This is a genomic window from Aquimixticola soesokkakensis (assembly GCF_900172375.1).
GTDB classification, from domain to species: Bacteria; Pseudomonadota; Alphaproteobacteria; order Rhodobacterales; family Rhodobacteraceae; genus Aquimixticola; species Aquimixticola soesokkakensis.
Genome location: NZ_FWFS01000005.1, coordinates 66,524 through 78,569, shown reverse-complemented (window position 1 = coordinate 78,569; position 12,046 = coordinate 66,524). Strand labels below are relative to the sequence as shown.

Genomic DNA, 12,046 nt, shown 5'->3' with positions numbered 1-12,046 from the left:
TTCGCACATGTAGAAGCTGGCACCACGGCGGGGACACCGGGGTGTAACGGGGACAGATTTGATGATTACTGTCGAAGACCTGCACATGCATTTCGGGGGCTTTCGCGCCGTCGATGGCGCATCGATCACCATCGAGAAAGGGTCGATCACCGGCCTGATCGGCCCCAATGGCGCGGGCAAAACGTCACTGTTCAACGTGATCGCGGGGGTGTTGAAACCCACGTCGGGGCGGGTGATTTTCGACGGTGAGGACATCACCGGCCTTGCGCCCCACGCCTTGTTTCACAAAGGGTTGCTGCGCACCTTTCAGATTGCGCATGAATTTTCCTCGATGACGGTGCGCGAGAACCTGATGATGGTGCCTGCGGCGCAATCGGGCGAAGGCCTGTGGAACACGTGGTTTCACCGCAAACGCATTCAGGCCGAGGAAAGCGCCCTGCGCGCCAAGGCCGATGAGGTGCTGGAGTTTCTGACCATTCCCCATATTGCCGACGAAAAAGCGGGCAATATTTCGGGCGGGCAGAAAAAGCTTCTGGAACTGGGCCGCACGATGATGGTCGATGCCAAGATCGTGTTCCTCGACGAAGTGGGCGCGGGCGTCAACCGCACGCTTTTGTACACGATTGGCGATGCCATTAAGCGTCTGAACACCGAGCGCGGCTATACCTTTGTGATGATCGAACACGATATGGATTTCATCAAACAGCTCTGCGATCCGGTCATCGTCATGGCCCAAGGCCAGGTGCTCGCCCGCGGAACGGCCGAAGCCATCATGTCCAACGAGGCGGTGATCGAGGCCTATCTTGGCACAGGGCTGAAGAACAAAGGCCTCAAAAGCCCCGACCAAGCCGCAGGAGCACCCGCATGAGCTTTCTTTGTGCAACCCGGATGCGGGGTGGCTACGGCGGCGCGGATATTCTGCAAGGCTGCGATATCACCGTCGAAAAAGGCGAAATTGCCGTGATCGTCGGCCCCAACGGTGCCGGAAAATCCACCGCGATGAAGGCCGTGTTCGGCATGATGTCGCTGCGCGAGGGGTCGGTGGTCTTTGACGGCGAGGACATCACCAAACTCTCGCCCCAGGATCGCGTCGCCAAGGGCATGGGATTTGTGCCCCAGACGAACAATATATTCGGCACGATGTCGGTCGAGGAGAACCTCGAAATGGGCGGCTTTCTGCGCCGCGACGATATCTCGGTGACGATAGAACAGATTTACGATCTCTTTCCGATCCTGCGCGAAAAACGCGCACAGGCGGCGGGGGAATTGTCCGGCGGGCAGCGCCAACAGGTCGCCGTGGGCCGCGCCTTGATGACCCAGCCGAAATTGCTGCTGCTGGATGAACCCACCGCAGGCGTGTCGCCCATCGTCATGGATGAGCTGTTCGACCGGATCATCGAGGTGGCGCGCAGCGGCGTGTCGATCCTCATGGTCGAACAAAACGCCCGACAAGCGCTTGAAATCGCTGACAAAGGATATGTTCTCGTGCAGGGCGGCAATGCCTATACCGACACGGGTGCCGCATTGCTGGCAAATCCCGAGGTGCGGCGCACCTTTCTGGGGGGCTGAGCGTGGGCATGGTATCACACCACAATCTGAAAGCGGCGGCCGTGCTTTGTACCCTGCCGCTCTGCGCCCAAGCCGCGCCCGAGCCCGTCATCGCCGTCTTTTGCCTGACCGATACGGTCTGTCGCAATTCGGCCGACAATTGCGCCGCCGATGGGTATTCGGTGCGCTTTACCAAGTTTGACGACCTCAGCGGCGTGCTGCGCTTTGACAACGGGCCGGACCTGCGCGCGCAGGCAACCACCATTGCGGGCCAGACCAAATCCACATTCTCAGACCGCGACGGCACGTGGGAATTTACCCATGACCGTGACCAGACGTTTACCTTGATGCGGCGCGCGCCCAATGCCTTGCCGACCTATGAGACGTATTACGCAGGCACTTGCAGGGACCAATCATGATCGACCTTTTGAACGCGCTTGTCGCGCTGTTGAACTATGTGGTGATCCCCGCCACGGCCTATGGCGCCCAACTTGCCCTTGGCGCGCTTGGCGTCACGCTTGTTTTCGGCATCCTGCGGTTTTCCAACTTTGCCCATGCCGATGTCATGGCCTTCGGGACCATGGTGGTGATCGGCGTCACGGCGCTGTTTCAAAGCTGGGGGATCAGCTTTGGGATCCTGCCGACCGCGCTGCTTGCCCTGCCCTTTGGCTGTCTTGCGACCATTGCGCTGGTGCTGGGGACCGACCGCGTTGTTTACCGTTTCTATCGGCGGGTGAAAGCCGCGCCGGTGATGTTGATGATCGTCTCCATCGGGGTCGCCTTTGTGATGAACGGCGTGGTGCGCATGTTTGTAGGCACCGAAGACCGGACCTTTTCCGACGGCGCGCGGTTCCTGATTTCCGCGCGCGATTTCAAGGCGGCGACCGGGCTTGATGAGGCGCTGTCGCTCAAAACCACACAGGCCGTAACAGTTGTCACCGCCGTGATCGTGGTCGCTGCGCTGTTTTGGTTTTTGAACCGCACCCGCACCGGAAAATCCATGCGCGCCTATTCCGACAACGAGGATCTTGCCCTCTTGTCGGGGATCAATCCCGAGCATGTTGTGCGGGTCACCTGGGTGATCGTCGCGATCCTTGCGACCGTCGCAGGCACCCTCTACGGACTGGATAAGTCGTTCAAACCCTTCACCTATTTCCAGATCCTCCTGCCGATGTTCGCAGCGGCGATCGTGGGGGGATTTGGCTCGCCTCTCGGGGCGATCGTGGGCGGCTTTACCATTGCCTACGCTGAAATCCTGTTCACCTATGCATTCAAAAAAGTGGCAGGCTACGTGTTGCCAGAGGCCCTGCAACCTGACGGGTTGGCACAGCTTTTGTCGACGGATTACAAATTCGCGGTCTCGTTCGCGATCCTCGTGATCGTCCTTTTGTTCCGCCCCAATGGCCTGTTCGGAGGAAAATCCGCATGAGTTCCCGCGTCCAAGATACGCCGACCTCCCGCCTGCGTGGCCCGCTGTTGTTTGCGGCTGTCGCGCTGCTGATCCTGCTTACCGGCCTCACCTCAAGCTGGAATGCCGCCCTGTCGCTTTTGAACATGGGGCTGATTTCGGCCATCATGGCGCTTGGGGTCAATGTGCAATGGGGCTACGCGGGGCTGTTTAACGTCGGCATCATGGGCTTCATCGCCCTTGGCGGATTGGGCGTGGTGCTGACCGCCATGCCCCCCGTTCCCGAAGCATGGGCCGCGGGGGGGGGCCGTGTGATTGCGGCGCTGGCCTTGGCCGCCGCGGTGATTGCCACCGCCGTTTTGCTGTGGAAACGCATGGCGAAGGGGCGCGCGCGCGGGCTGGCCATCGCCGCCCTGTTGATCCTTGGGTTTTTCGCCTTTCGCGCGGTGTTCGATCCCGCTGTCGCCGCGATTGAGGCGGTAAACCCTGCTGCGACCGGCTATCTGGGCGGGCTTGGCCTGCCGGTCTTGTTCAGCTGGCCGGTGGGCGGATTGCTTGCCGCCGGGGCGGCTTGGGCGATTGGCAAAACCGCGCTGGGGCTGCGCGAGGATTACCTTGCCATCGCCACGCTCGGCATTTCCGAGATCGTCATCGCCATGCTCAAAAACGAGGACTGGATGACGCGGGGCGTGAAAAACGTCATCGGCCTGCCCCGCCCCGTGCCCTATGAAATCGACCTGCAACAGTCGCAGTGGTTTGTCGGCCAGATGCAGGCCATCGGTGCCGATCCCGTCACAGCCTCTGCGATCACGGTGAAACTGGCCTATGCGGCGCTCTTTATCGTCGTTCTGGGCATTGTGTTATGGGGCGCGGAACTGGCGCTTAAGTCGCCTTGGGGCCGGATGATGCGCGCCATTCGCGACAACGAAGTGGCCGCCGAAGCCATGGGCAAGAACGTCAAAGGTCGCCATCTGGAGATTTTCATCATCGGCTCGGCCATTGTCGGCATTGCAGGGGCCATGATGACCACGCTGGACGGGCAGTTGACGCCCTCGACCTACCAGCCGCTGCGCTACACTTTCCTGGTGTGGATCATGGTGATCCTTGGCGGCTCGGGCAACAACTGGGGCGCGGTTCTGGGCGGGCTATTGGTCTGGTTCCTCTGGGTTCAGGTCGAGCCTATCGGCGGTTGGCTGATCAGCGCGCTGACCAGCGGCCTTGGGCAGGATCACAGTATCACAAGCGCCCTGCAGGAACGCGTGGCCTACACGCGGCTGATGACCATGGGGATCGTCTTGCTGCTGGTCCTGCGCTTTAGCCCGCGGGGCCTGCTTCCCGAGCGTTAGGTCGACCCCGCCCTGCGATATCGACAAACGCCTGCAATATGAAACGCCTCCGACAATCGGGGGCGTTTTGTTTTGCGCCTTGGCCGTGAAACAGCTCAAACGCACAACGCCGACCCAAAGGGCCGGCGCTGCAGATCAAGTCATTGGTACTAAAAAAGCTTTCGCCCACTCACGGCTAAAACTCGACTGCGCCCTTCTGGCGCGAAAATAACAGGTTACGAAGCGCGCAACAGCTGCGCTTCGTGTTTTTTCAAGGTCCGGCGCGCCGCATGGTAGCTGTTCAGACCCGCCAGATTTTCCAACTCGGGGAAGAGCGACATGATCTCGGCCTGCTGGGGCGCTTCTAGGCCGCGCATCGAGCGCTGGCCGGGTTGGAAGCTTTCGGTCCAGCACCCGTTCGACAGGACCACTTCGTGATTTTCACACATGAAGTGGATGTAACGTGTTTCGGACACATGGGCGCGCTCGATCCCCGGCAGGCCGATCAGGTGTTTGGCCGCAGACAGAACTTCGGATTCCTCAAAGAACAGCTGCGCTTTCTCCGAGGCAATCAGCACGCGGTGCTGGGGGGAGACCATCATGTCGCGCTCGGGCAAACCATTGCCCAGAGAGCCCGCACGGATCAGCACCGGCTGAAGATCGGGCTGCGCGGCGAGGTCACGCGCGCTCAGGGATTTTTCCCCGACCCATGCAATTTCCTGCTGGCCGTTGTCGCGGGTGAACACTTTGTCGCCCGCTTGCAGGTCTTCGACCATGACTTCGCCGCGCGGTGTCACAATCGCCGTGCCGGGCGTGAAGCAAACGATGACATGTTCGATGTCGGTGTAGTTGATATTCGCATAGGCGCCCGTGGCCTCGTTGAACATCTGGATTTGCCCGTTGAAACCGGCGTTGCCGTTGGTTTCGGGGTTGTCGACGCGGTTCACGACCTTGAAGCCTTCGGCGCGCAGCCCCGACAGGTCGAGCGTGTCGTTGTCATCGCCTTCAAAGCCGCCGTTGACGGTCGTGTTCACGTTGCGGGTGTCGTCACCGAGTTCGTCAAGATAGAAGGTATCGGCACCGGCGCCGCCCTCAAGCACATCGTTGTCGCCGCCGCCGTGGATCGTGTCATTGCCCGCGCCACCGTAGACCTTGTCGGTGCCGGAGCCTGCAGAGATCGTGTCGTCGCCCTCACCGCCGTAAAGGATGTCCTTGCCCGAGCCGCCCAGAATGGTGTCGTTGCCACCCTCGCCATAGATCGTGTCGTCGCCTGCGCCACCGTCGAGGTAGTCATCGCCATCCTCGACCACCGGACCCGCAAGATGGTCATAGCGCACCGAGGGATGCGTGTCGGTGAGCTTGACGATGGTATAGGTTTCGCCCGCCTGCATCGGCGCATCGGACACAAATCCGACCGAGTGGTTCGACCCGAGTTCAACCACATAGATGTTGATGATCTTGCCGGCGCTATCGGTCACGGAATAGGAATATTCCGGTGTCAGACGGTCGCCAACGCGCCCGGTCCGGCCATCAATCGTGACGCGGCTTCCGGAAATGTCCTGACTGGTATCGCCGTCGTTGAAATAGGCGTCGCGATCAGAGACCCCGACGATCACCGGCGCAGCGCCCGCCGCGATCGTAAAGGTGTTGCCCTTTACATCGGAGTCGCCATTCGTGTCGTTGGGAAAGGCGCTGTCATTGCCGCGCTTGATGCTTTCGCTTACGGTCGAAAGATCCCAGACATAAAGCGAATGATCGGTGCTGGAGTCGTAGCAATCGGACCCGGCAGGTGCGAGCGTGTCGCCATAGATCGTGTCATTGCCGCCGTTACCGTAAACCGTATCGCCGCCGCCGCCCGCGTAGATCGTTTCGGATTTGGAGGTGCCGACAAGGCTGTCGACGCCATCGGTACCGTTGATGATGGTGCTTGAGGTAGACCCTGACGAATGGGAGGAGGTGGTCATGGCAGATCCTTATGCGTCAAATGCGCAATGAGTTTCGCAGGTAAACTTCTGCGCCGCGTTAACGAATGTGGCACCCAAAGGTCCAAGGACCCGTGGGCAAAAGTGAGAGATTTTGTCTGGACCACCCTTTTGGCGAGCCGGTTCCAAACCAACGAGCGATCGTGAGGACTGCCACCTTCGATGCTTCTGTCGTTAATTCCATGGTAACTCAAAACGCTGCTTCTCGCCACATTGCTGCCGCAAAAAATACTGCGTCGCAGCAAAAGCCCGGGGCCTCGCTTGCCCCTCTTTCGCACTGGACCCGCTCATTTGGCGTCAAAACAGGGTGAATTGCGCCTGAAACCTGCAATTTCACCCCAGGTTTCAGGCGATTGTTTCCCCTTTGTGTTCAATCACACCTTCGTCAGGCAAAGGCGCTGTCGCATTTTTGCCAAGGTTCGCGCGCGGAAGGTTCGCGCTGAGTGCCTTATATTTCAGCACAAATACACGCATAGGGAGAGCTCCCTATGGCATTGAACACAAACGAAAGAGAATCACGATTGTCGCAAAATGCGAAAGCCGCGCCCTGAAATCAGGCGCGGCTTTGCACAGGTTCGTGCAGAGCATGATGACCGCAGGACAGCCCCAGTTCCTGCGGTCCCTCGCGTGTCAGGCGTGGCAGCGCCTGACACTTGAAGCCGGTGCCGTCGCGTTAGTCGACCAGCAGACGGGCTTCGTGTTTTTTGAGGGTCCGGCGCGCCGATTGATAGGCGTTGATGCCGGTTTTCTCACGCAGCTCGGGGAAGAGTTCGAAGATCTCCTCGCGCTGTGCATTGCCGATACCGCCCAGCGTCAGGTCGCCCGGCTGGAAGCTTTCCGACCAGGTGCCATCCGACAGCACGACCTCGTGGCGGTCGAACATGAAGTGGATGTAGCTGGTCTGCATGACCTCCACGGTCTGAATGCCCGCGTTATTCACCAGATGTTTGGAAGCCGCGAGAATTTCGTGCTCTTCAAAGTAGAGCGCGGTTTTATCGTTGGCCACCAGCATGCGGTGGTTGGGCGAGACCATCATGTCGCGTTCGGGCACACCGTTGCCAAGCGCGCCCTTGCGGATCAGCACGGGGCGCAGATGCGGGTTCAGCGCAAACTGTTTCCAGTCCATGTCCTTCTTGCCCGCCCAGCGGACTTCCTGGATGCCGTTGTCGCGGGTGATGATCCGGTCGCCTTCGCGGATGGATTCCACCGGCACTTCGCCGCGCGGGGTCGCGATCAGCGTTCCGGGCGTAAAGCAGGGAATGACGTTTTCAATATTCTCGAAGGTCATCGTGCCGGTGACATCGCCGTTGTCGCTGCGGAATTCGACCGTCCCGTTTTCGGGGTTCGACGAGTCGTAGACGATCTTGATATTGCCCGCGCCGGTCAGGTCCAGCGTGTCGGTATCGCCATCATCGGGGTCTTCGCCCCCATCGACATGATCGCCGGGATTGCCGCCAAGGAAGGTGTCATCGCCAAAGCCGCCCGACAGCGTGTCGATGCCGTCGCCACCGGTGATGGTGTCATCGCCATCGCCGCCGTCGATCACATCGTCATCCTTGCCGCCGTCGATCACATCATTGCCGGCGCCGCCCAGGATGACGTCGTTCTCGTTGCCGCCCAGAATGATGTCGTCGCCCTCGCCGCCATCGACATAATCCGCGCCGAGACCGGCGTTGATCACATCGTTGCCGGTGCCGCCGTAGATTTCATCGTTGCCCGAAGAACCTTCGATGGTGTCATCGCCTTCGCCGCCGTCGATGTAATCCTCGCCGTTGCCGCCAAAGATCGTGTCGTTGCCAGCGCCGCCGAGCAGCGTGTCCTTGCCGTCGCCCGAGGAAATCACATCGTCGCCGTCGCCGCCGTCAATGAAATCGGCCTGTGCGCCACCGATCAGCGTATCGTTGCCCGCGCCACCGTAGATCGTGTCGGAGTCCGAGCCGCCGTCGATGTAATCATCACCGTCACCGCCGATCAGCAGATCGCGACCCGCGCCGCCGTAGATCGTGTCATTGTCGATCCCGCCGTCGATGGTGTCATCGCCATCGTCGCCATAAAGCGTATCGGCATCGTCGCCACCGATGATGGTGTCATTGCCCGCGCCGCCGTGGACTTCGTCACGGTCGTTGTTGGGCAAGGGATCGGTGTCGTCGCTTTCGTCGGTGTGGTTCATCACCCCGTCTTTGTCGGAGGCGTCGATGTAGTCATCGCCGTCACCGCCATAGATCAGGTCCGACCCGTGGCCCCCCATGATCGTATCGTTGCCAGCGCCACCATCGACAAAGTCGTCGTCGATCCCGGCGTCGATATAGTCGTCGCCGGTGCCGCCATAGATCGTGTCGGCGTCGTCGCCGGTGTAGATGATGTCATTGCCCGCGCCGCCATCGACATAGTCCATGCCGTCGGTGGTGTTCTGGTCGGAGGCAAAGGGATAGGCGCCTGTCGGGATGCGGGGATCGTCGCCCACATAGTCGGAGAAAGTATCAAAGCCCGCGATGATCGTGTCGTTGCCGTCACCGCCCTCGATGTGATCGGCGCCCTGCACGTCCTCGATATAGTCGTCGCCGTCGCCGCCGTAGACGGTATCGTCGTCGATGCCCGAATAGATCGTGTCGTTGCCCGCACCGCCCTCGATGTAATCGGCGTCGTCACCGGTGATGATGGTGTCGTTGCCCTCACCGCCATAGACCGTGTCCTTGTCGTCATTGGGGTCGTCATCGACCGGAATAACCGACGAATAGGGCGAATAGTCGAGGTCCGCGAGCCCGTTGGGATCGCTCAGCGCCAGCAATTGGGCAATGGTATCTGGGCTGTCGCCCCCGGCCACGTCGATGAAATCGTCGCCCGCGCCGCCATCGGCCGTATCGGAGCCGCTGGCATCGACGATCGTGTCGTTGCCCGCCTCACCATAGAGCGTGTCATCGCCCGCGCCGCCGTCGATGTGGTCATCGCCCAGACCGGCATAGACCGTATCGTCGCCCTCATAGGCTTCGATGATGTCATCGTTCGAGCCGACATTGCCCAGGATGGCGTCATTGGCGTCGACCATGTCGCCTTCGGGATCGCCCGTGTAGGCGGTGTCGATCAGATCATCCCCTGCCGTGCCCTCGACGATACCGTCAAGCGGGTCTTCATAGAGCGGGATGCCGATGGCGTTGAGCGCCTCGGGGCTGTCGAGCTGGGCCACCGTCAGACCGGGGAAGGTCAGCGTTTCGCCATTGGGGAAGGTCAGCACCGCATTGCCATCGGTGTCCGCGGACACAACGACGGTGTTGGTGGTGACAGGAATGCCGGTGGCGTCATGCAATTCGGAGACATCAAGCGTATCAATGCCGGTAAACGTGCCATCGCCATTGTCGATCGGTGCGTCAAAGTCGAGCAGCGTGTCGTTGCCATCGTTGTCGGAGAACTTGATGACATCGGCGTCGCCATCGGGCGTGCCGTCGCTGTCGCGCCCCAGCGAGACCGTATCGTCACCGGCCCCGAGATCGGCGTAATCCGCGCCTTCGCCCAGATCGACCGTGTCGTCGCCTGCGCCGCCGGTCACGGTGTCATCGCCAGACCCCAGCAGCACATTCTCGATTTCGCTAAAGCTAGCCGTGTCCGAGCCGTTGGAAATCGTGCCCGTTTCGGGATCATCCGACAGGACAACAGTGGTGTCCTGGGTGACGGCGGTGGCATCCAGCGTGTCCCCGGCGGTTTCGCCGGTCTCGCCGCCGATGATGGTGTCATTGCCAAAGGAGTCTTCGAGCACGAAGGTGTCGTCGCCCGCTTCACCATGCATTTCATCCGCGCCAAGGCCGCCGATGAGAATGTCATCGCCGCCGCCGGTCGGCGTGGTCGAGGAGGTGTAATCGACATGCGCGTTATCAAGCGTCGCGCCCGATGTGCCCAGATCGACGGTGATCACCACGTCGTTGAAGTCCTTGTCACCAAGGCAGTTGAGATCCTCAAAGCCCAGCGTGACCGAGCCGTCGGCATTGGTGGCCAGCAATTTCGTATGCACCAGCTTGTCGCTGTTGAGGCCGACGTTCGACCCGTAGCCCGAGGACAGGAACGTGCCTTCGGGCGACACGATGCCCACACCCACGGTCGCACCCGCAGCAGCATCATAGCTATAGCTCGTGCCTTCGGCAGTTTTGGCGTTGTCGCTCAGCAGCACGATATTGGAAATCGCGCCCGTGTCGGGGTCGATGGTATAGGCATAGACCTTGTTCACGTAGCCAGCGGTTCCGGCGTCGATGGTGATGGTCACACCGCCGTCGCCATAGGTGCTGTCGCCATAGAGCACATCGTCGCCCGCGCCGCCACTCAGGGTGTCATTGCCCGCGCCGCCATAGACTTCGTCATTGCCTGCGCCCGCCAGCACCGTGTCATCGCCCGCGCCCGCATCGACGATGTCGTCATCGCCGCTCTCGCCGTCCAGCAGTGCGTCGTTATTGTCGATCATGTCGCCATCGGGATCACCCGTGTAGGCGATATCGATCAGATCGTCGCCTGCGGTGCCCTCGACAACCCCGTCTGCCTCGGCGTGCACATCATTGTCGAACACGGCGACATAGTTGATTTCGCCGTTGAAGTGCTGGTCATAGCAGCCATCGTCGCTTTCGCGTGCGCCAAAGGTGAAATTCTCGTCATCGTTGTCGCCGATGTCGAGGTCCAGACCGGTGGAATTGAATTCGGTGGAATAGGTGGTGCCATCGGTGACGTTCTCGACGATGAACGAACCAACGCCTGCCGCATCCCATGTGTAGGACACGCGCACATCGTCACCGGGGTTGAAAAAGCCCTTGGCCGTGGAGAGAGCCACGGATTTGCCATTGGCGTAATGCACGGCCTGAACCTGACCCGACGACGTCACGTTGATGCCGAAATAGCCCTCGGAGGATTTGTCGCAATATTCGCCGCGCGATACCAGCGTCTCGGTGCCACGGTAATATTCGGAGTCCTGGTTGAATTCGACCTGGATGGTCCCGCTGTCGAGGTCGAAGGGATTGTCATCGCCCTTCACGTCGAAGCGGTCGTTATACCCGTCAAGCTTCAAGGCACCGGATTTGGCCGTCGCGCCGTTGAACATCGCACCGTTCTGCGCCACACCATCCGAAAGGCCGGTGTCTTTGGTCGTCGCGCCATCCGCAAATTCCCACAGACCGATCAGGTGATCGGTGTTGCCGTCATAAGCGTTGTCGTCAGAGTCGTGATCGCCCTTGTGGCCACCGTCATAGGTCTTGCCACCGCAAATCCACCAATAGGTCATGTCTCTCTCCTTACCAAAGTGGACGCAAGGCGCCCGCAACCCGGAATTCCGGTACACAATATGATGCCGCTACGGATGCGATATCCGGTGAGGGCGCGCGGGCGGCGCATCATATCCAAGCTGTGGAGAAACAAGGCGGGCAAGGCTTTGAACCGGCATCAAAAGGCTAAATGCCTTCGCCAGTCGAAGCGATAGCTCCGCAGTGGGACAGACTGCCCCCTTTGTGCGCGTTTAACAGATATACAGACCCCTCCGTATATCGCTCAACGGTCGCACCTTGTTGCTCCGGCACTTCCCGGATCAGATGCGGCCGCCCCCGTGACCATGTAGATATCGCCCCCCAGTTGGGCTGATGAGTGCAGAATAGGCAAAGTTTGGGGTCAACAAAGCTAAAATTTTCGCCCTTTCGCCGCGCAGCGCATCAAATCGCCCTAATTTTGCCCCTCTTCGCGCTTTGTTCCGCCGCGCGCGGGCGCGCCACCGGCCGCGACGCCCGATCAGCGCAAGCCCGCCAAACAGGGCGAAAAGT

General features: G+C 60.4%; 7 protein-coding genes. 5 read left to right on the top strand and 2 right to left on the bottom strand.

What is annotated here, in order from left to right:
* The first annotated feature begins 61 nt into the window (after positions 1 to 61).
* From AQS8620_RS07560 to AQS8620_RS07540, 5 genes are read left to right on the top strand one after another with little or no spacing between them, the layout of a single operon-like run.
* Positions 62 to 868 carry an ABC transporter ATP-binding protein gene (locus tag AQS8620_RS07560; protein WP_085836253.1) on the top strand — a complete coding sequence of 269 codons (807 nt, stop codon included), beginning with the start codon at positions 62 to 64 and terminating at the stop codon, positions 866 to 868.
* Positions 865 to 1,569 (top strand): ABC transporter ATP-binding protein, encoded by a 705-nt coding sequence (locus tag AQS8620_RS07555; protein ID WP_085836252.1) that lies wholly within the window; start codon positions 865 to 867, stop codon positions 1,567 to 1,569. Before AQS8620_RS07560 ends, AQS8620_RS07555 begins: the two co-directional genes overlap by 4 nt.
* Before the next feature lie 8 nt (positions 1,570 to 1,577).
* On the top strand, positions 1,578 to 1,967 hold the full coding sequence (locus tag AQS8620_RS07550; protein ID WP_085836251.1) for a hypothetical protein: 390 nt from the start codon (positions 1,578 to 1,580) through the stop codon (positions 1,965 to 1,967).
* Positions 1,967 to 2,977 carry a branched-chain amino acid ABC transporter permease gene (locus tag AQS8620_RS07545; RefSeq protein ID WP_085836411.1) on the top strand — a complete coding sequence of 337 codons (1,011 nt, stop codon included), beginning with the start codon at positions 1,967 to 1,969 and terminating at the stop codon, positions 2,975 to 2,977. The genes AQS8620_RS07550 and AQS8620_RS07545 overlap by 1 nt, the downstream gene beginning before the upstream one ends.
* The gene (locus AQS8620_RS07540; RefSeq protein ID WP_143267469.1) at positions 2,974 to 4,302 is read left to right on the top strand and encodes a branched-chain amino acid ABC transporter permease; all 1,329 of its coding nucleotides are present in this window, start codon (positions 2,974 to 2,976) and stop codon (positions 4,300 to 4,302) included. The genes AQS8620_RS07545 and AQS8620_RS07540 overlap by 4 nt, the downstream gene beginning before the upstream one ends.
* Before the next feature lie 215 nt (positions 4,303 to 4,517).
* On the opposite strand, the gene AQS8620_RS07535 is transcribed toward AQS8620_RS07540, so the two are convergent.
* On the bottom strand, positions 4,518 to 6,245 hold the full coding sequence (locus tag AQS8620_RS07535) for a Hint domain-containing protein (protein ID WP_085836250.1): 1,728 nt from the start codon (positions 6,243 to 6,245) through the stop codon (positions 4,518 to 4,520).
* Positions 6,246 to 6,936: 691 nt separating this feature from the next.
* Entirely contained in the window at positions 6,937 to 11,517 is a 4,581-nt protein-coding gene (locus tag AQS8620_RS17215; RefSeq protein WP_085836249.1) for a Hint domain-containing protein, read from the bottom strand.
* Positions 11,518 to 12,046: the final 529 nt, after the last annotated feature.

Coding starts and splice junctions, on each gene's coding strand:
- AQS8620_RS07560 (WP_085836253.1), top strand. CDS start 62: ATGATTACTGTCGAAGACCTGCACATGCATTTCGGGGGCTTTCGCGCC.
- AQS8620_RS07555 (WP_085836252.1), top strand. CDS start 865: ATGAGCTTTCTTTGTGCAACCCGGATGCGGGGTGGCTACGGCGGCGCG.
- AQS8620_RS07550 (WP_085836251.1), top strand. CDS start 1,578: ATGGTATCACACCACAATCTGAAAGCGGCGGCCGTGCTTTGTACCCTG.
- AQS8620_RS07540 (WP_143267469.1), top strand. CDS start 2,974: ATGAGTTCCCGCGTCCAAGATACGCCGACCTCCCGCCTGCGTGGCCCG.
- AQS8620_RS07535 (WP_085836250.1), bottom strand. CDS start 6,245: ATGACCACCTCCTCCCATTCGTCAGGGTCTACCTCAAGCACCATCATC.
- AQS8620_RS17215 (WP_085836249.1), bottom strand. CDS start 11,517: ATGACCTATTGGTGGATTTGCGGTGGCAAGACCTATGACGGTGGCCAC.